This is a genomic window from Paenibacillus ihuae (assembly GCF_001368795.1).
Lineage (GTDB): Bacteria > Bacillota > Bacilli > Paenibacillales > Paenibacillaceae > Paenibacillus_AQ > Paenibacillus_AQ ihuae.
The window spans coordinates 79,248-97,246 of sequence record NZ_LN831198.1 but is presented as its reverse complement, the minus strand read 5'-3'; the positions used below and the strand labels follow the sequence as shown (position 1 = coordinate 97,246).

Here is a 17,999-nt window from a genome sequence, read left to right as displayed (position 1 = left end):
CTGTGGCCGCCTTGGAAAACCCGCTGTCCGTCAGACGCAGTGTTACAGCACCATATGCCGGCAGCTTCAATTCACTGTCCGCCTTATAGTGGACAGCTGTGACTGAATCCACCTTAGTACCCTCCTCCGCAAGTACCCGCCCTTTGGTATCGAGTATTTGCAGAGTCTGCCCTTGATCCAGATCACTTGCAAAAGAAGACAAATCCGGCTTCAGCACCGCTGCTACGCCACTGCCCTTGCCAAGTCCGGGTTTCAACAGGGAGGGCAGGAACGATACTTCTCCAATCTGAAGCTCGAATTGTTTAAGCTTCTCCGCCAGCAGCTCGGTCTCCTGTCTCTCCGTCCATTGGCTGAAGGTGATATACACAAAAGCGCCGAGTACAGCCGCCACTATCAGGGAAGCCAGGGCAATGGATGCGCTGACCTTGCGGGAGAATGTCCAAGCCTTCATTGCCTTCACCTTCAATCCCTTAAAATATAGCCGCTGCCGCGGACGGTATAAATCAGCTTAGGTTCATGTCCTTCATCCACCTTCATGCGCAGATAGCGGATATAGACATCGACCACGTTAGTTTCACCCTCGTAGGAATACCCCCAAACCAGATTAAGCAGCGCCTCCCGGTGCATCAACCGGTTCTTATTGGCGAGCAGACAGCGGAGGAGCTCGAACTCGCGCTGTGACAAGTCGATGTCCTGACCCGCCCGGGTTACACGGTGCGCGGTTGTACTTAGCGTTAAATCTCCGGCTACCAGCAGATCCCCCGGTTCCTTGCTGTGCAGCCGCCGCTGCAGAGAGCGCATGCGGGCAAGCAGCTCTTCGATAGCAAACGGCTTAGGCACATAATCATCTGCTCCGGTATCCAGGCCGCGGACCCGGTCACTGACGGTATCCCTGGCCGTAATCATAATGATGGGTGTCTGCTTTACCGTTCGTATTCTTTTGCACACTTCAATTCCGTTAATCCCGGGTAAATTCAAATCAAGAAGGATGAAATCAAAGCTCCCATTCAATGCCTTGTCCGCACCGGCCAGCCCGTCACTGGCAACCGTAATCTCATAGCCCTCATACGAAAGCTCAAGCTCCAGCAGGCGAACCATGGCAACTTCATCCTCGATAATCAGGACACGTTCTTTCAACCTCTACTCCACCCCGTTATGCTTCAGTTATTGTTCATCAAAGATAATCCGGCCAGGGAGGAGGCCTTGATGCGGAAGGTTCCGGCACCGAGTGTTCCGCTGATCCGGCCGCCCTTAACCGTCAGTGGAAAGTCCGTATCCGGCCTACCGAAGCTGGTGCTGGCATCTACCTGCACGTCCGCCTGCCCGGGCCAGGCCAGATATACATTGCCTGCCGTGTTCGACACATTCCAATTGCCCCCTACCTTTCCGCTGGCGATATGAATGTTCCCCGCCACACTAACCGCTTCGATGGATGAATAAGCATCCTCCGCTGAAAGATTGCCGCTGGTCGTCTCCATATCCAGTGCCCCCGCAATCCGCTCAGCCCGGATATTTCCGTTGATCACGGCAGCTTCCACACTTTTCTTAACATCGGATACATCAACCATGCCATTATCCGTCTGAATGCTGAGGTCGCTGCCGCTTCCCTTTGCCGTAATTCGACCGTTCTGCGAAGATAATCTGATCATGCCTGTGGAATTAACATTGGATAACACTATATTTCCGTTGTTCAGCTCTGCCTGTAAATCCGCCTTAACCCCTTGCGGCAGATTAACCGTCACATGAATGCTTGGAGGATTGCTGCTTGTTCCACTCTTCCCGCTGTAGGTTTTGATCTCAAGAACTTTTCCCCGGTTCACTATAATTCCGGACTTATCCGCTATACTCTGAGCTTCCAGCCTGGAGACCCCATTAACAAACACTGTTGTATGTACCTCAATCTGCTTGCCGCTGCCTTGCTTAAGTTCAATCGAACCGTTCTCTCCAGTGATGGACACTGTTTTGGTGTCCGCCCCCAGCTCGATACTGGCCGTGCCTTTATCAACAGAAAATCCTGATCCGTCAGCAGAAAGTACAGATGCTTGTGCAGCCTTTGCCTGTAGAACCGGTACCGCTTCAAAATCCGCCTCGGACAGCTGCCGGGCAGCGACGAATCCTTCTTTTTCCCAGCCAGCAAACAGCAATATTCCTGCCATACAGCCCGTCAGCACACACTTCATCGAACCTTTCATTTCCTGTTCCTCCCCATGTCTTGTAATTGGTTGACCTAATGGTAACCCATAATTCATGAGAAAGACTTTGCAGACAGATTAGAGTTTGATGAGAGCGCCTGATCCTATATATCAACTTATCTCATCCAGATATTGGATGGCTGTTAATTAAGATACAAGGACGACGACAAAAAGACCACCCTAAGCAGGATGGTCTTCAAATTTAAACGGCCCAACTCCTAAGACTGCCCCTTCTCCGCGAGCTGCTCTTGGGCAAGCCGGATCATTTCGCGGACCATGGAGCCTCCGATTTTACCGCCGATATGGCCGGCAGATTCCGTAGTCAGACCGCCATTATTACCCGGCTGAAGGGGAATGCCCAGCTCCTTGGCGACTTCATATTTCACATCGTCCGGGTGGTTTGGATCAACGGTATACCCTTCGCGTCTCATCACATCCGCTTTGAAGGTCTGCATTCCCTGTGCTGCTCCCGGTACTGCGTATTTCCGGTTTCTTCTTGCCATCCAGATCACTCCCTTAGGGTATTTCATCTACTTTTCCCCAAGGTCCCTTAATTCATCCGCAAACAGTCTTCCCGCATAGTCGGCAATCCGCCCGCGCATCGCAAGTATAGAGATCCAGTGCTCCGGGATGCCGCTTAATCCGTAAAAGGCTCCGGCAATCTGGCCGTAGACCGCCCCGGTCGTATCGGCGTCATTGCCCAGATTGACAGCGAGCAGCGCACCTTCGGCAAAGCTGGCAGAGTTGTGGAACGCCCACAGCGCCGCTTCCAGCGATTCCACCACGTACCCGGAGCCTTGAATTTCAGGCGGTTCCTTAAGCTTGTAAGAGCCATTCATAATGCCCAGAATATGCGGTGTCAGCTGATCCTCCTGCAGCCAGCCGCCGAAGGCCTCCGGGGCCAGCATCTCCTGTTTGCTCCACCCGTGCAGACCGGCTAGAATATAAGCGGCCAGCAGGCGACAGGCGCTGACACATTCTGCTGCGGCATGTGTCGTTCTGGAGCTGCTGGCCGCATATCGGATGGCCTCCGCCGGATGAGCAGCGTAATACATGACGACAGGAGCCAGCCGCATAATCGAGCCATTCCCCGCAGCGAACGGATCGGCCGAACCGCTGTAAGCCTCTCCGCTCGCTTCATAATGAAGCAATGCTGCCCGTGTAGCATTGCCGATGTCAAAGCATTCCCCGGTGCTGCTCAGATGCCCCTCACGGAACCATTTCAAATAACGCTGCATCTGGTCAGCAGCGTCAAAGTCCTGCTTCGTGAGCAGGCTCTCCGCCAGGCAGAGCGCCATGGATGTATCATCAGTCCACTGTCCCGGCTGCAAACCGAAGACGCCGCCACCTATGATATCCTCCAGCGGCGCAAAGGTGCCTGGGGCCTTGAATTCGGCCGTGGTTCCGAGCGCATCCCCTACCGCCAGCCCATGCAGACACCCCTGATAACGGTCGGCATTCAATATCATCCTGCATCCTCCTTATGCACCGGTGGTCCCCAGAATGAACAATATTCTCTGGGGACCGCCGTTTTTTTCAGAAGCATTTAATTTAATTATTGTTCGCCAGGATACTTAAGTCCCCACTGTGCCCGGACCTGATCCAGCAGCTTCAGAATCGCTACGGATTCATCCAGCGTCATGACCGGACTTTCCGTCAGACCGGCCTGCAGACAGCGGCCCACTTCCTCCGCCTCAAACGAATAGCCGACAGAAGTCCGATCATCCTCAAAAGTCTCCGCAAGTTCACCGCCGATATACAGCTCGGCCGCCCGCGGATTCACCAGTGTGCCTTTCACAATAATATGGCCCTCGGTTCCGAATACATGAGCCTCCTCCAGCAGCTTGAGGCGGATTCCCCCGTTAAGCATAGCGCTTTTTCCCCCGCCATAGGACAACATCAGCGAGAAATGCTCATCCACTCCGGTCTCACCGATATGTACCGTACTGGATACGGACTCAGGATGAGGCCCTAAAACCATGGAAGCGAAGGAAATCGGATAGATACCGACATCCAGCAGCGCTCCGCCGCCCAGCGCCGGATTCAGCAGACGGCCTTCCGGATTCCAGTCTGCGCGGAAGCCGAGGTCTGCTTGAACCAGGCGGACGTCCCCAATCTTCCCTGCGGCAATCCACTCTCTGACTTTGACGTTAGCCGGGATATAGCGGCTCCACATGGCCTCCATCAGGAACAGCTTATGCTCGCGGGCGTAGGCCACGATTTCCTCCAGCTCCCCGCTGTTCACCGTGAACGGCTTCTCACACAGCACAGCCTTGCCGGCGCGCAGGGCCAGCAGTGCATTCTCTTTATGGAACGGATGCGGGGTCCCGATATAGATGGCATCCACCTCCGGGTCGTTCACCAGTTCTTCGTAAGTAGCATAGGCGACGGGAATACCGTGATTCTTGGCGAATTCATCCGCGCTTTCCTGGGTGCGTGATCCGACAGCATAAGCAATACCGTTACTGGCGTGGGCCAGATCCGTTGCGAACTTGTGAGCAATCCAGCCGGTGCTGAGAATTCCCCATTTCACCTTGTAAGCGTTATCCATTGACATTAAAGTCTCCTCCTGCAATAGTTTCAGTCTATTTGATTCTATCATTCTGTGCTTCTTGTGTAAAAGAATCACCGCTAAGCTTAGACCATAGCCAGCAGCGCACACACGCTTATTACAGAAAATCCGACCGTCACCAGAAGCGTAGCGGCGTTCCAGATCTGGTGATTCAGCGCGAGATTCTCAATATAGCTGCGGAGGAACAGCCTTCGCAGCAGCAGTTGAAGCAGCCGGATGAACCCGAAGCTGAACCAGCCGAATAAGCTCACTAAAAAGACCTCGTAGCTCCCTTTGTCCACAAACCGGTCCGCCACCTCACCATTGTAATGAATAGGTACAAAATCAGGCATCTCCCGGTAGAGATACATATATAGCAATACAGGAATGATGGCAGCGATACTGCTTAGGGTGAACGTTATTTTATTTTTGAACATCAGCTGCAGCCCCTTCTGTCTGAAGCAGCAGAATACGGTCCTTGAATCCGCCGCGGCGCTCTGCCTTCTCCGCACGGATCGCCTCCAGCATCTCACTGTCTCCGCCATGGATCACGGCTAATGCCCGGATGACCTCAAGCATATCTGCCAGCTCCTCGAGCGCATGATCGTCCTGTTCTTCCCGGAAGTACTCCTCTGCTTCCTCGCGCAGCTTCGCACGCAGCGCCTCTATGTATTCCTCAGTATCCAGTATTCTGGTGGCACAGGTCTTGCCCTGCGATGTAATCAGCGCCGGAATACCATCTCTTACAAGCTTGAAATACTCGGTCAAAATTAATCAGCCGCCTTTCATTCTATAATCAGCTATCCTTCAGCAAAGCTCCTTCCTCAGGCGCTCCACAAAAGGAATATCCGCCGGGGCAAAGTCGTATTCCGCCAGCTCGTCCCGTTTCACCCATCTGCAGGCATCATGGTCACTCATCGCAATCTCTCCGCCCAGATACTCCGCCTTCCAGGCTATCAGCGTAATCTGTACGCTGCCATAATCATGCTCATGGCTTCCGAATGCTTCATAAGGCCGGATGGCGATCTTCATTTCTTCCATCAGCTCTCTGCACAGACACTGCACGGCATCTTCACCGGCCTCCAGCTTGCCGCCGGGGAATTCCCACAGCCCTGCCTGCGCTTTCCCTGGTTTCCGCCGGGCGATCAGCACCTGTCCTTCTTTATTATGGATAATCGCCGCCGCTACTTCAATCCTCATTTTTTGCTCCTCCGGACCGGCAATCAACATTTACGGGAGATGCCATATTGTGGTTTTATATGGTAAAATATGAATTGCATACTAATTAACTGATCACTAGCTTCATAGAGTATATGTGTTTACTGGGGAGGCTAAACGTGAAATCTTTTTTCAGACCGGATGCCAGGAATGAGGAGCAGAGCGCGAACCCGTCGCTTAGTCTGCGCATCAATATATTTTTCTTCGGCACTTTTATTATATTCTGCATTATTATTGTCCGACTTGCCATTGTACAGTTTGTTGAAGGCCCCACGCTCACCGAGGTCGAAACGAGCCGGGATACCAAAAACGTGCCGCTCGCTTCGATACGCGGGAGTATTTTGGCGAAGGGCGGAGAAAAGCTGGCTTATTCCACCTCGGTGCAAACGCTTTATTTCTCCTTGACCAGTGATTATACGGAAACCGTAACGGACAAAAAAACCAAATTAACCTCACGGTCGCCCGAAGCTACCGCCAAAGCTAATCAGCTTGCCGCCGACCTCGCTGCCGATTTCGCCAAATACGGGGCCAAGGTGCCGGAAGATGAAGTGATTACGAAGGATGCCGTGCTGAAAGCCATGGACCTCGACTCCAAAGTCTATTCGGGCTTCATGCTGCGGCCGATCAAACGCGGTCTGGTTAAAGAGGAAATTGCCTACTTCATGGAGCACAAGGACAAGTATCCGAATCTCACAGTCAGCGAGGAGGATGAGCGTCACTATGATCCGGACACAGTAGCTGTACAGACAGTCGGATATATCAAGCCTTTCAAGAAATCCAAAGAGAGCCTTGATATCTATCTGAACATTCAGGCTGCCATGAGACAGGACGCCGACCCCGGTCTGGCCTACAGGGATGATGAATTCGTCGGTTTCGACGGCCTTGAGCTGCAGTATCAGCGGGAGCTGCGCGGGCGCAACGGCTACCTGACCGTAGGTGTTAATGCCAAGAATATGGCCGAGGGTATTGAAGCCATAGTACCTCCTGTCAAAGGCAATGATGTGTGGACCACCATCGATAAGAACATTCAGCTGAAGACGGAACAGGCGATCCTGGATCAGATTAAATGGGTACACAGTAATCCTGTGCAGGGTAAGGTTCACCCTGATGCCAAGACCGGCTACGCCGTTGCCATGGAAGTCGATACCGGCAATATTGTAGCGATAGCCAGCATGGAGGATTATGACACCAATATATGGACTTCAGGCACACTGCCAACAGAAGTTTGGGATGAACTGCAGCTAAATTATCAGAACGGCGCCGTTACACCGTTTTCCTCCGGAAGGTCCGGCCACAACTTTGAATCGGCTGTCTTCCTAGGCTCAGTAATCAAACCGCTGACCGTATTGATCGGCCTGAACGAAGGGTTCATTACAACACGTACAACCTATCCCGACAAGGGCAGTACAACCTTCGGCAGAGCCGGTTATGAAACTACCGTCCGCAACGCAGGCGGCCATGCCTACGGATACTTCAAATCACCAGCCATGGCCATCGAGAAATCCTCAAACGTCTTCATGATCGATATGGTCGGTAAGAAACTCTATGAGAAGTACGGCTCTGAGGGAGTCAAGGTCTGGGACAAATACATGAGGGAGTTCGGGCTTGGTGAGCAGCCGGGCAGCGGACTACCGAGAGAGCACAAAGGTCTGATCAATTATTTTCAAGAAGCAAATACAGAAGAAGGGGGCGGCGGAGCACAGTCAGCACTCGTTTTCGCTTCCTTCGGACAACAGGGTAAATACACGGCGCTGCAGCTGGCCCAGTATGCCTCCACTCTGGCGAACCAGGGGGTCCGGATCAAGCCGCAGCTAGTCAGCAAAATCACAGATCAGTCCGGAAATACCGTCAAGACCTTCGGCAGAGAAGTATTGAACGAAGTGAAGTTCGACAAAGCTTACTGGCGTGAGGTCATCAAGGGTATGAACACCTCTGTGAGTGCATTCGAGGATTTCCCTTATGACTTTGCACGTAAAACCGGTACTTCCCAGCAGCAATATAGAATTAAGGTAAATGGAGTGAAGACCAGCTACCTGGCCGACAACGGCGTGTTTATCGCCTTCGCCCCGCGCGACAAGCCCAAGCTGGCTGTTGCCGTAATCATTCCCGAAGGGGGATTTGGTTCCAATAGCGCCGCGCCCGTCGCCCGTAAAATTTTTGACGCATACGATTGGGAATACGGGCTGGACGGAACACCGAAGAAAAATAATCCGCCTGTGAAGGATGACGATAAGCAGACTGCCGGAGATGGGGCGACAACGGAATAAGACAAACTTTTTACTTTGTTGCCTTAGAACTTATTCACTTGTTGCTCAGTAAGCTTTCAAGCGCTGGCCTTGATTCTGAGAGAATGATTCCGCGCAACATTTTATTACCAGTATGTATTTCCAGTGTCCACCGGTTAGTAACGGTATTGAGCTCCTTAAATTCATAACGGCTGACCTGTTCCAGGGGGATTAGTGTATTGTCTGCAGTGATACCTCTGTTACCGATGAGCATAGACACTCTGTCATGATTGAAGGCAACAACGATAACGAGCGCATACACATAGGCGAACCAGTGTCCTTTGATCAGATCACTGACACCGAATATTAACAAGCCCAGGAGAAGGGTCACTGCAGTTACATACAGGATTGTAACCGCAAGCAGCCATTTATACGGTATATACTTTGACGCACTATATACGTATATTTGATCTTTACCTGTCTTTTTCAGCTTGTAGTCCTTGTATGCGTAGTAGAGAAACCAGGGAATAATTACACAGTAGGCGATGTTCAAGAGCATGATAAAAATGGATTCAATAGTCATTTACCCCAACCTTTCCTGCGGCTTCTCGTACGCCTAAATTATATATTTATAGTATATTGGAAAATTTAGCAAAAACGCAATCAATGAAGCACAAACTTATCCGGACAAAAACAAGCCCATTCCATAGACGGAATGGGCTTGTTTTGCTGATAATAGCGAATTTGTGGTGGGTAGATGCTCTTTATATGATACTTGGCCTGCTCACTATATTACTTGCTTAGCACAAGCTCCAGACGCACTTCAAGCTCATTCTCAGTATCCAGCACGATCGAGTGCGGGTTCTTCATGCCAAAGTCTGCAAAGGTCACGGTTGTCATCCCCGACAGCATCAGCTGTCCACCGCTGTACACCGCCTGCGAATCGAAGGTAACCTCTTTCTCAATTCCTTTTACGGTAAGCGTACCTGTCATCTGAACCGGCACCGCAGTACCCTCCGTCCATTCTGCCGGCAGCTCAGAGAAGGAGCTTACCGCAAACGTCGACTGCGGGAACTCTTCTACACTCAGGTAATCCGCGCTTTTTACGTGCTCGTCCCGTTGTCCTTCTCCGGAATCCAGCGCACTCATCTCAATCGAACCTTCGCCTGTCATGGAGGCTGTGTCATCCAGATTGACATTCCATGTCCCTTGAACGGAGGCATTTACGAAGTTGACCGTTTCTTTGGAGGTCGTAACCGACCAGTATACTTTCGAAGTGTCGGCAATACTCCAGGCACCGTTTAATTGTTCTGCTGTAACTGCAGCGCCTGTTGCCGCCGCATTTGCTGCTGCCGTTCCCGAGTTATTCGTTCCCTGTTCCTGTGCAGGAATGACGGACTCGATTTCCACGTTATTCCCGAGGCTGTTGTTCAGTAACGTAAATGCTGTGATTGCCCCCACGACTACGACGCCTGTGGCTGCCCACACCCATGTTTTCTTCTTCATCCTTATTCCCTCCATCCAAAAATTTTTCTCTGCCTTGTCCGGCTAGCTCCCATTCTAACAAAGCAATATGTCGGGAATAAGTCAAAGCACCGTCCGGTGTTCTGTGGTAAAATGTCCGCTAAAGGAGGCTTGTTTCCCATGAAATCCATTCTGATCGTTGAAGATGAGGCAGCGATTGCCCGCGTGCTGGGTGCCTATCTGAAAAAAGCCGGCTTCCAGGTTACCCATGCCGCCGACGGCATAGCCGCACTTGAAGTTTTCGAGGCATCGCCTCCTTCTCTTATATTGCTCGACATTATGCTGCCGAACATGGACGGCTTTGAACTGCTTGGCCAGATCCGCAAAATCAGCAGCTGCCCCGTCATCATGCTCACCGCCCGGGACGGCATTAAAGACAGGCTGGCCGGACTTGACGGCGGTGCCGACGACTATATGTCCAAGCCATTCATCCCCGAAGAGGTCGTCGCCCGGGTGAACGCTGTGCTGCGCCGTCCTTCCCAGTGGTCCGACGGCAGCGGCAAACGCCATTTCGGCAGCCTGTTTGTCGATTTCAGCGCCCGCAGCGTCTTCCTGAATAACGCCGAAGTCAGTCTGAGCCCGCGCGATATGTCGGTCCTGCTGTTCCTGGCCGAACGCCCGAATCAGATCTGCACGAGAGACCAGCTGATCGAGCAGGTGTGGGAGATGGACTATGAGGGCAGCGATCGGGCGGTCGACCTGTCGATTAAGAGACTGCGTCAGGCGCTCTCGCACTGGCCGGCTGAGGAAGGGGAGATCCGCACGCTGCGCGGGACAGGGTACCAGTTATGGACCGTATGAAGCAGCCGCCGAGACGTACCTCCATCCTCTCCTACTGGACGCTCCGCTATCTTATTATTATCAGTATCGGGCTACTGCTCACCGCACTGGTGACCTTCTGGTGGATTCAGCAGGAGGCGATGAATAACCGGATGCAGACCACCGCCCTGCTCGCCCAGGAGATTGCCGACCGCAGTGTCAGCAGCGATGGAACCATGCAGATCAGCCCAACCTTGGCTAAGCTGGTGGAAGACCGCAAACGCTTCTTCAAATTAACGCTGGAAATGTGCGTTATTATTACAGACCCGGAGGGCAAGCTGCTCTTCTCCGAGCCGTCCTTGACCCAGGAGGAGATGAACCACAAGCTTAATGACACGCTGTCCGGCTCGCGCAGTCCGGAATTCAAGGCTGCGGTGGCCCAGATTCAGCATGGCGGCGAAACCCTGGGGCAGGTAATTGTGCTCCAGTCCAAACGTTCGCTGCGCCATATTCCCCAGGAGGAGATTACGTTCTTCTCCATTCTGATTCTGTTCCTGATCATTCTGAGCTGGCTGACCATCTACCTCTTGTCGAGCAAGCTGGCAAAGCCGATTCAGCGGGTAGCTGCCGCAGCAGCACAGATTAGCAGCGGGGAGTATAATATCATTCTGGACACAGGGGCCAAAGAGCGGGAAATCCACGAGCTGCTGCTCTCCTTTCAGGAGATGTCGGGCAAGCTGCAGCAGTTCGAGCAGTCCCGGGCGGTTATGCTGGCCGGGGTTTCCCATGAGCTCAAAACGCCGGTCACCTCGATCAAAGGACTGGTTCATGCCGTCCGCGAGGGTGTCGTTGAAGGCGATGAAGCCGAAGAATTCCTCGACATCGCCCTGCAGGAAGCGGGCCGGCTGCAGCGCATGGTGGCCGATCTGCTGGATTACAACGCCCTGACCGCCGGCATCGTGGCCGTCCGGCATGACCGGCTGGATGCCGCTCCGCTGCTGGCGGAGATCGTCTACCAGTGGAAGCTTACGCAGTGTGAATCGGTCAATGAACCAGTGCTTCAGCTGCCGGAGAAGCCGCTCTATGTGCGGGGAGATCCCCTGCGCATCCAGCAAATCATCGTGAATCTGCTGAACAACAGCGTACAGGCTACACTGCCTGGACAAAATCTCCAGCTGACCATCAGCCTATCTGTAATTCCGCAGGGGTATGCTGAAATTACCGTCACTGATAACGGGCCGGGCATCCCTTCGGACATCAGCGGCAGAATCTTCGAAGCATTCTTCCGCAGCAGCGACAAGCAGAGCACGCTTCGCGGCCTGGGGCTGGGCCTGACCTTCAGCCGTCTGCTGGCCGAAGCGATGGGCGGAAGCCTGGTGCTGGAGAGCAGTCCCGCCCAAGGCTCCACCTTCGAGCTGATGCTGCCGCTCCATGCTTAATACAGTGACGAGGCGGCAGCTATAGTCCCGCATGCCTTCAACGTGGTATAATCACATGCACCGATCTGACAATAACTTTAGAAGAACCGTGAACCGGAGGATGTATATGCTTACTTTTGAACAGAAATTGGCGATATTTGATTCCTATCCAGAGCTTGAGCGGAGGAATGTCTCGCTTGGCCGGGTGAACTATCATTACGAAGGCAGCCGGCATGACAAAAAAACCGTTGCTTCCCATCTGCATCCTAACGGCAACGGCTTTGTATACGCAGGGCTGCTGCGGGGCTATGAAACGGATAACAAGGGTCTTGTAAATATCCGCGATTATTCCGAAGCCCGACTGCGGGAGCTGATTGAGGCATCCATTGCCTCTTTGACCATGTACATTCCGGAAGCGCCTGCGCCAAGTAAGCGCAAGAAGAAACCGGCGGCAGACTCGGCCGAGACCCTTTGGATGAATGAGGACGGCAACGGCCTTAGCCTTAGATTCGAAGAAGACTTGTGGTATCTCTATGCCGGACTCCAGCTGGAAATGGCCTTCGAAACCCTTGAGGAAGCCCACGAGTATCTGGCTGAAGAAGGCTTCCGTCCCGCGCAGGACTGACTTTGCCAATAATGCACACAAAAAAACCTGCACAATACAGCGGATGCTGCGGAGTACAGGTTTTTTGTGTTACTATTTTTTCCTGCCGCTGTTCATTTCCGCATCACGTCCGGATTCCGCTGATTCAACGGAATTTTTACCGTTCATTTCCCACACACGCACAGGTTCCACCGATTCAACGGGATTTTTACCGTTCATTTCCCATACACGCCCAGGTTCCACCGATTCAACGGGATTTTTACCGTTCATTTCCGCCACACGCACAGGTTCCACCGATTCAACGGGATTTTTACCGTTCATTTCCGTCACACGCACAGGTTCCACCGATTCAACGGGATTTTTACCGTTCATTTCCCATACACGCCCAGGTTCCACCGATTCAACGGGATTTTTACCGTTCATTTCCGCCACACGCCCGGCCTCCTCACTTACTCCTCCACCTTCAGCGCATCCTGGGGGATTACAATTTCTTTAACGGTGTTATACTGCCCGATGGAGGTCTTTAGCTTCACTTCCCTGTATGTGCCCTGCCCGTTCAACAAATCTTCAGTTACCATCTCATCATCCGTCCCGGTAGGCCAATAGGTCTGCTTGTTCACTCGGTATTCAATACTCAGACGCTTGACCAGCGAAAGCTGCTCAATAGCCAATTTTTCGCTGCTGTACTGAAACTTATAAAATCTCTCCAGATCCTTGGTCTGATCACCGGACAGCCGGGCACTCAGCACATACTCCCCCTCTTCTTCCGACACGGTCACATAAGGTAGAATCGTCTTCAGCTGCTCCATACGCCGTACAGGGTCGGACTGCACCTGCGTGGCCATTTTTATATCCTCCAGCAGCCCAACAGGCATTTTCCGCCAATAGCTGTCGTAATACATGTAGAAACCGCTATCCGTCAAATACGACTCTGCAATCACCGGGCCCATATCCGCTACGATCGTGGAGCCCTTCTGATACATCTGCAGCGGGTTTAGAATATACTCTGTTGTTGTTGTTGTCTCCGAGGTGAAGGTAGCAGATTCATCGTCCGGTGATACTCCGGTTGAAATCCAAGACTGTGACTCCTGCACATAACTGTTCAGCCCGCGGCCCGCTTCAGCTATTCTGTCAATCAGCTCTCCCGCGGCGGGAAGTCCGGCTTCCGGGTTTACGCCGTTTTGGGCCGCAGTTTCCTTTGACGTCATTTCCGCTACAGCCGCCTGCTCCTCCGCTGTTCCAACTTCCGCACATCCCGCCAGGCTAAACGCAATTAGCGCAGCCAGCAAACCTTTTCCCCATCTATTCAAAATATAATCCTCCCGTATGCGCTTTGTATGGGATTATACACCAGATATGGAATGCCAACTATCAAAAAAATCCAAAATGAACTCTATCAAGACGCGGTAAACTATGGTTAGATGAAGGAGAAGGCCAAACCAGAGAGAGAAAGAAGCGTGAACCCGCATGAGTTTTGAAATCGTAGAGGCTACAATTCCGGATATTCAGGCCGCACTGGCAGCCGGAGAGATCACTTCCAAGGAACTGGTTCTCATGTATTATGAGCGCATTGCCGATCATGACAAAAACGGCCTGACGATTAACTCCGTGCTGGAGATCAATCCGGATGCGCTGTTCATTGCGGAATCTTTGGATGTGGAACGTGCGCTGCAGGGTCCAAGAGGCCCGATGCATGGCATTCCGGTCTTGCTCAAGGACAATATCAATACAGGGGATAAAATGCATACCAGTGCGGGATCGCTGGCTTTGGCGGATTCTTTTGCCGGGGAAGATGCCTTTATCGTTACGAAGCTGCGTGAGGCCGGAGCCATCATCATGGGCAAAGCGAATATGACGGAATTCGCCAACTTCATGACAAATGGCATGCCGTCAGGCTACAGCTCACGCGGAGGACAGGTGCTGAACCCTTACAATATCTCCACACCGACTGGCGGCTCCAGCGCCGGCTCCGCAGTAGCCGTCGCCTGTAATTTCTGCACAGTATCGGTGGGAACCGAAACCTCCGGCTCCATCCTCAATCCCGGTAATCTTGGTTCAATTGTGGGAATTAAGCCGACTGTTGGCATGCTCAGCCGCTCCGGCATTCTTCCGCTGTCGAACACACAGGATACTGCCGGACCTATGGGGAGAACGGTCCGTGACGCAGTACTTCTGCTGAATGCCATGCTCGGCCGGGACAATAGTGATGCGGCGATGGGCACTAACGTGGGAAGGCTGCATGAGGATTATACGGAATTCCTTGATCTGAACGGTCTGCAGGGTGCGAGGATCGGCATTCCCCGGGACTACTATTTCGAAGAATTAACCGATGAACAGCTGGCACTGTTCAACGCTTCCGTGGACAGAATGCGTGAGCTTGGCGCAACGATCATCGACCCCGCAGATATTCGCACCGCACGCGAGATTAAGTATTCCTCCGTGGTGCTGCACGAGTTCAAAACCTCCATTAACGCTTATCTGGCCCGGCTAGGCCCGGGTGCGCCAATGCGGACTCTGAAGGATATCATTGACTTCAACCATGCCCATCCGGTAGAGACGCTGCGCTATGGTCAAGCTACACTGATCGATGCCGAATATACCTCTTCAGGCACTCTGACAGAGCCGCAGTATTTGCGTGACCGCGCCACGGATCTGAAGCTCTGCAAGGAGCAGGGCATCGACGCCACCATGAAGGAGCACCAGCTGGACGCCCTGCTGTTCCCGGCCGACTTTGGCGCATGGATCACCTCCAGATCAGGGTATCCCTCCATCGTCGTGCCTTCCGGCTACACCTCGGCCGGCGCCCCGTTCGGGGTGACTTTCTCGGCCCAGGCCTATCAAGAGCCGCTGCTGATCAAGCTGGCCTATGCCTATGAGCAGAATTACAAGGTCCGCAAAGCACCTTCGCTGCAGAGCTTTATTTAAGCAGCGGCTCTCGTCAATCCGCGGCTATGCCCATGTGTCTGTTGCCTGCATGTGACAGGCTCCAGGTGCGGAGCTCGTAGCTGCGGATGCCTGAGAGAACATACGGATCACGCTCCGCAACCGCCTCTGCCTCTGCCCGGGACTCTGCCCGGATAATTACCATCCCGCCGGGAGCATCGTTAAACGGCCCGCACAGCACCAGCTGGCCGCTGCGTTCCAGCTCCTGCAGATGCTGCACATGTCCGCGGATGATCTCCATATCTCTGCGGTCCTGCTGCGTGGGGCTTAACAGAATGACATAACAAATATCCTCTTCCAGACTAACAGAATTCATTAGCGCCCTCTCCCTTGTCCATCTCTCCACCTTACCTTTTTCACTCATAATCACGCTGGTTTTCCTCGTCGGCAATATTCTGGATTTCCTCCGCAAACATCAGATAGAGGCCATAGTCACCCTCCGCATGCAGCTTCAGTGCCCGCTCCTTAAAATACTTAGCACTTCCTTCAGCGGCATCCTCATCATAGAACAGCAGAATGGCATCGCTTTTGCGGAACAGCAGATCATCCCTGGCCCGGAACTGCCAGCTGCCGTCATAAGGGGCATTGCTTACCGCTCCATAATAATCCGCTCCGGCCACAATCCCCCGGTATTCGTTCTGCTTGTCCTCTTTCCACTTCTCCTCCGGGTTGGCATGGGCGGTAATGATCCCCAGCTTCAGCAGCGGATATTTACGCTTCAGCTCCAGTACCACCTCGCAGGCCCAAAGGTCCACACCATATTGACCGGGAGTAATGACCCAATCCACTCCGTCCTCAATGAGGGGAATCAGCCTTGCGGCGAGCGCTTTTTTGATATAGGGGATGCCCTGATGTTTATTGTCAAAAATCCCGAGCTCATGCGCACGGTAGCCTGTTACCAGTAGGGTTGTCATGTTCTGCCTCTTTCTTAGAAGGTTCTTCCTGTGCCCACTCCACTATATAAATTGACTTGATATATACATTTGGGAAAAGTGGCGGAAGAGAAGTTTGGAACTGTAGGAGCGATAGCGGCCGGAAGTCCAAACATTCCCCGTAGACTGCGCACGATGCCCGTTAGGTAAATCTAAAGTTCAACTTATATAACCATTATATCTCAATTGCTACCGTCAATCTTTTCAGAAATATTTACCAAACTTTAAGCTGATATTCAGGACGACCTGATATATTGTCCGCAGAAAGTTGTGTAGTTCATCAAGGAGGAGCATTGAAATGAAAAGGAATGTACGCTATATGATGGCCAGCGGCCTGATCGCAGCTATCCTGCTGGCAGGCTGCAGTTCAACTACAGATACAGCATCCCCATCAGCTGCAGACAGCCAAGCTGCACAACCAGCCGCCTCCCCAGGAACCGGGGACAGAGGTATGAACAGAGCCGGCATGAATATCGGTAAAATCAAGAGCATCAGCGGCAGCACCATTACGATCTATACAGCCGAGATGCCTGCCGGACGTGAAGGCAAGGCTAATCCGCCGGAGGGCGGAGAAGGAGGACAACCTTCTGAGGGCGGTACTGCGCCGGAAGGCGGCGGACGCCAAGGCGGGATGCAGGGCGGAGGCATGATGCAGAATTTCTCCGGGGAGACCACGGATATTACAGTCGACAGCGATACCCAGTTTGTATCTGTTACCTTCGATAACGGTGAGCAGAAGGAAACGGTCATCAGCCTGGCTGACCTCAAGGCTGAGGATATCATCCAGTACACGCTGAAGACAGATACCACAAATGCAGAGCAGATTACGCTAGGAGCAGGTGGCTTCGGAGGGGGCGGCCGGGGCGGGAAGTAAATAACCATAATTGAATATTCCAATACTTGCGGATGTGTCCCTGAATAGAGGCACGTCCGCTTTTTTGTGGACAATTATTTTTACAGAAATGACTAAACGAAAGCAGACTTTGGAAAACTTCATGTACACAGCAATTGATACAGAAAGTTGGGGTTGATTTCATTGCTATCTTCTGTTATTTCCCACATCCCCGGCTGGGATGTCTTCTTTCAGGCGGGAATTGCACTGCTCTTCCCTCTAGCTGTAAGCCGTCTCTATAAAGCACTGTATTCCCTGGTAGGCAGCGGCAGAGCGGTGGAGTCGCCGGGCAGCAGCGCGAAGAAGCGCAAAGGGCAATCTGACGCTAAGGTGTCCTCTCCTCCACAAGCCCGGCAAGGCTTCAGCGGGAATTATGCCGCAGACCTTCAGTCTATTAAGTCGGCTATCGGAAGGAACTCTGATCTTCATTTCAAGGAATTTACTATAACAGGCTGCAGAAACAGGCGGTACTTATTTATGTAGACGGCATGCAGAATGACAGAATTCTGAATCTGCAGATGATGCAGTTTCTGATGTTCGAGGCCACAGCGGATACCTTCTCTGCTTCCGGGCTGGCAGGACAACGGCTGCCGTTCAGCCAGCTGAGCGAGGCCAGCGATCTGGCGGACTTCAATCAATCGGTCCTGTACGGATATGCCGGACTGCTGATTGAGGGGCTGCCGCAAGGGCTGCTGATCCAGCCCCCCGAAGCAGACAGCCGTTCACTGGACGAGCCTGTAT

The 17,999-nt window shown here is 52.7% G+C and carries 22 protein-coding genes and 1 pseudogene; 8 read left to right on the top strand and 15 right to left on the bottom strand.

The genetic code is table 11. The features are described 5' to 3' along the window. The 9 genes from AQR02_RS00425 to mutT all read right to left on the bottom strand — a co-directional run. The coding region (locus AQR02_RS00425; protein WP_054938910.1) for a hypothetical protein at positions 1-451 on the bottom strand (451 nt) is incomplete at its 3' end. Positions 452-462: 11 nt separating this feature from the next. Then, complete coding sequence (locus tag AQR02_RS00420; protein ID WP_054938909.1) at positions 463-1,137, bottom strand: response regulator transcription factor; 675 nt, start codon at positions 1,135-1,137, stop codon at positions 463-465. 23 nt (positions 1,138-1,160) lie between these two features. Continuing rightward, the gene (locus AQR02_RS00415) at positions 1,161-2,192 is read right to left on the bottom strand and encodes a DUF4097 family beta strand repeat-containing protein (protein ID WP_054938908.1); all 1,032 of its coding nucleotides are present in this window, start codon (positions 2,190-2,192) and stop codon (positions 1,161-1,163) included. A 218-nt stretch (positions 2,193-2,410) separates the two neighbouring features. Continuing rightward, on the bottom strand, positions 2,411-2,695 hold the full coding sequence (locus AQR02_RS00410) for an alpha/beta-type small acid-soluble spore protein (RefSeq protein ID WP_054941932.1): 285 nt from the start codon (positions 2,693-2,695) through the stop codon (positions 2,411-2,413). A gap of 27 nt (positions 2,696-2,722) precedes the next feature. Beyond that, complete coding sequence (locus AQR02_RS00405) at positions 2,723-3,661, bottom strand: ADP-ribosylglycohydrolase family protein (protein WP_054938907.1); 939 nt, start codon at positions 3,659-3,661, stop codon at positions 2,723-2,725. Positions 3,662-3,747: 86 nt separating this feature from the next. Further along, on the bottom strand, positions 3,748-4,749 hold the full coding sequence (locus AQR02_RS00400) for a Gfo/Idh/MocA family protein (protein WP_082451520.1): 1,002 nt from the start codon (positions 4,747-4,749) through the stop codon (positions 3,748-3,750). A gap of 80 nt (positions 4,750-4,829) precedes the next feature. Beyond that, positions 4,830-5,180 (bottom strand): DUF1648 domain-containing protein, encoded by a 351-nt coding sequence (locus tag AQR02_RS00395; RefSeq protein ID WP_054938906.1) that lies wholly within the window; start codon positions 5,178-5,180, stop codon positions 4,830-4,832. Beyond that, on the bottom strand, positions 5,167-5,511 hold the full coding sequence (locus AQR02_RS00390) for a nucleoside triphosphate pyrophosphohydrolase (protein WP_054938905.1): 345 nt from the start codon (positions 5,509-5,511) through the stop codon (positions 5,167-5,169). The genes AQR02_RS00395 and AQR02_RS00390 overlap by 14 nt, the downstream gene beginning before the upstream one ends. Positions 5,512-5,550: 39 nt before the next feature. Next, on the bottom strand, positions 5,551-5,943 hold the full coding sequence (mutT, locus tag AQR02_RS00385; protein WP_054938904.1) for an 8-oxo-dGTP diphosphatase MutT: 393 nt from the start codon (positions 5,941-5,943) through the stop codon (positions 5,551-5,553). A gap of 113 nt (positions 5,944-6,056) precedes the next feature. Here mutT and AQR02_RS00380 point away from each other — a divergent pair, with 113 nt between their 5' ends. Beyond that, positions 6,057-8,228 carry a peptidoglycan D,D-transpeptidase FtsI family protein gene (locus AQR02_RS00380; protein ID WP_082451516.1) on the top strand — a complete coding sequence of 724 codons (2,172 nt, stop codon included), beginning with the start codon at positions 6,057-6,059 and terminating at the stop codon, positions 8,226-8,228. A gap of 34 nt (positions 8,229-8,262) precedes the next feature. Here AQR02_RS00380 and AQR02_RS00375 read toward each other — a convergent pair whose 3' ends face one another. Both AQR02_RS00375 and AQR02_RS00370 read right to left on the bottom strand, forming a co-directional pair. Beyond that, positions 8,263-8,769, bottom strand: a complete 507-nt coding sequence (locus tag AQR02_RS00375) for a hypothetical protein (protein ID WP_054938902.1) — start codon at positions 8,767-8,769, stop codon at positions 8,263-8,265. Positions 8,770-8,978: 209 nt separating this feature from the next. Beyond that, on the bottom strand, positions 8,979-9,692 hold the full coding sequence (locus AQR02_RS00370; protein WP_054938901.1) for a YceI family protein: 714 nt from the start codon (positions 9,690-9,692) through the stop codon (positions 8,979-8,981). Positions 9,693-9,830: 138 nt separating this feature from the next. Here AQR02_RS00370 and AQR02_RS00365 point away from each other — a divergent pair, with 138 nt between their 5' ends. From AQR02_RS00365 to AQR02_RS00355, 3 genes are all read left to right on the top strand, one after another. Beyond that, positions 9,831-10,511 (top strand): response regulator transcription factor, encoded by a 681-nt coding sequence (locus AQR02_RS00365; protein WP_054938900.1) that lies wholly within the window; start codon positions 9,831-9,833, stop codon positions 10,509-10,511. After that, positions 10,499-11,908, top strand: a complete 1,410-nt coding sequence (locus AQR02_RS00360) for a sensor histidine kinase (protein WP_054938899.1) — start codon at positions 10,499-10,501, stop codon at positions 11,906-11,908. Before AQR02_RS00365 ends, AQR02_RS00360 begins: the two co-directional genes overlap by 13 nt. A 106-nt stretch (positions 11,909-12,014) precedes the next feature. Continuing rightward, positions 12,015-12,512 (top strand): hypothetical protein, encoded by a 498-nt coding sequence (locus tag AQR02_RS00355; protein ID WP_054938898.1) that lies wholly within the window; start codon positions 12,015-12,017, stop codon positions 12,510-12,512. 72 nt (positions 12,513-12,584) lie between these two features. On the opposite strand, the gene AQR02_RS00350 is transcribed toward AQR02_RS00355, so the two are convergent. Then, on the bottom strand, positions 12,585-12,923 hold the full coding sequence (locus AQR02_RS00350) for a hypothetical protein (protein WP_054938897.1): 339 nt from the start codon (positions 12,921-12,923) through the stop codon (positions 12,585-12,587). Between the two features lie 17 nt (positions 12,924-12,940). After that, positions 12,941-13,801, bottom strand: coding sequence for a DUF6612 family protein (locus tag AQR02_RS00345; RefSeq protein ID WP_054938896.1), 861 nt, complete (start codon positions 13,799-13,801; stop codon positions 12,941-12,943). A gap of 157 nt (positions 13,802-13,958) precedes the next feature. On the opposite strand from AQR02_RS00345, the gene AQR02_RS00340 reads away from it, so the two are divergent. Next, positions 13,959-15,416, top strand: a complete 1,458-nt coding sequence (locus AQR02_RS00340; protein WP_054938895.1) for an amidase family protein — start codon at positions 13,959-13,961, stop codon at positions 15,414-15,416. 13 nt (positions 15,417-15,429) lie between these two features. On the opposite strand, the gene AQR02_RS00335 is transcribed toward AQR02_RS00340, so the two are convergent. After that, entirely contained in the window at positions 15,430-15,750 is a 321-nt protein-coding gene (locus AQR02_RS00335) for a YciI family protein (RefSeq protein ID WP_054938894.1), read from the bottom strand. A 40-nt stretch (positions 15,751-15,790) separates the two neighbouring features. Next, positions 15,791-16,348 carry an SLOG family protein gene (locus AQR02_RS00330; protein ID WP_054938893.1) on the bottom strand — a complete coding sequence of 186 codons (558 nt, stop codon included), beginning with the start codon at positions 16,346-16,348 and terminating at the stop codon, positions 15,791-15,793. Positions 16,349-16,664: 316 nt separating this feature from the next. Here AQR02_RS00330 and AQR02_RS00325 point away from each other — a divergent pair, with 316 nt between their 5' ends. The 3 genes and pseudogenes from AQR02_RS00325 to AQR02_RS35270 form a co-directional block, all read left to right on the top strand. Continuing rightward, complete coding sequence (locus AQR02_RS00325; RefSeq protein ID WP_054938892.1) at positions 16,665-17,240, top strand: hypothetical protein; 576 nt, start codon at positions 16,665-16,667, stop codon at positions 17,238-17,240. A gap of 162 nt (positions 17,241-17,402) precedes the next feature. Continuing rightward, positions 17,403-17,741 (top strand): hypothetical protein, encoded by a 339-nt coding sequence (locus AQR02_RS35275; protein WP_342447433.1) that lies wholly within the window; start codon positions 17,403-17,405, stop codon positions 17,739-17,741. 5 nt (positions 17,742-17,746) lie between these two features. Continuing rightward, positions 17,747-17,999 (top strand): annotated as a pseudogene (locus tag AQR02_RS35270) (spore germination protein); the annotation flags it as partial.

Excerpts from the sequence above, each read along its gene's own strand:
- AQR02_RS00415 (WP_054938908.1), bottom strand. The coding sequence starts at position 2,192 with ATGAAAGGTTCGATGAAGTGTGTGCTGACGGGCTGTATGGCAGGAATA.
- AQR02_RS00410 (WP_054941932.1), bottom strand. The coding sequence starts at position 2,695 with ATGGCAAGAAGAAACCGGAAATACGCAGTACCGGGAGCAGCACAGGGA.
- AQR02_RS00405 (WP_054938907.1), bottom strand. The coding sequence starts at position 3,661 with ATGATATTGAATGCCGACCGTTATCAGGGGTGTCTGCATGGGCTGGCG.
- AQR02_RS00400 (WP_082451520.1), bottom strand. The coding sequence starts at position 4,749 with ATGTCAATGGATAACGCTTACAAGGTGAAATGGGGAATTCTCAGCACC.
- AQR02_RS00395 (WP_054938906.1), bottom strand. The coding sequence starts at position 5,180 with ATGTTCAAAAATAAAATAACGTTCACCCTAAGCAGTATCGCTGCCATC.
- mutT (WP_054938904.1), bottom strand. The coding sequence starts at position 5,943 with ATGAGGATTGAAGTAGCGGCGGCGATTATCCATAATAAAGAAGGACAG.
- AQR02_RS00380 (WP_082451516.1), top strand. The coding sequence starts at position 6,057 with ATGTGTTTACTGGGGAGGCTAAACGTGAAATCTTTTTTCAGACCGGAT.
- AQR02_RS00375 (WP_054938902.1), bottom strand. The coding sequence starts at position 8,769 with ATGACTATTGAATCCATTTTTATCATGCTCTTGAACATCGCCTACTGT.
- AQR02_RS00370 (WP_054938901.1), bottom strand. The coding sequence starts at position 9,692 with ATGAAGAAGAAAACATGGGTGTGGGCAGCCACAGGCGTCGTAGTCGTG.
- AQR02_RS00365 (WP_054938900.1), top strand. The coding sequence starts at position 9,831 with ATGAAATCCATTCTGATCGTTGAAGATGAGGCAGCGATTGCCCGCGTG.
- AQR02_RS00360 (WP_054938899.1), top strand. The coding sequence starts at position 10,499 with ATGGACCGTATGAAGCAGCCGCCGAGACGTACCTCCATCCTCTCCTAC.
- AQR02_RS00355 (WP_054938898.1), top strand. The coding sequence starts at position 12,015 with ATGCTTACTTTTGAACAGAAATTGGCGATATTTGATTCCTATCCAGAG.
- AQR02_RS00340 (WP_054938895.1), top strand. The coding sequence starts at position 13,959 with ATGAGTTTTGAAATCGTAGAGGCTACAATTCCGGATATTCAGGCCGCA.
- AQR02_RS00335 (WP_054938894.1), bottom strand. The coding sequence starts at position 15,750 with ATGAATTCTGTTAGTCTGGAAGAGGATATTTGTTATGTCATTCTGTTA.
- AQR02_RS00330 (WP_054938893.1), bottom strand. The coding sequence starts at position 16,348 with ATGACAACCCTACTGGTAACAGGCTACCGTGCGCATGAGCTCGGGATT.
- AQR02_RS00325 (WP_054938892.1), top strand. The coding sequence starts at position 16,665 with ATGAAAAGGAATGTACGCTATATGATGGCCAGCGGCCTGATCGCAGCT.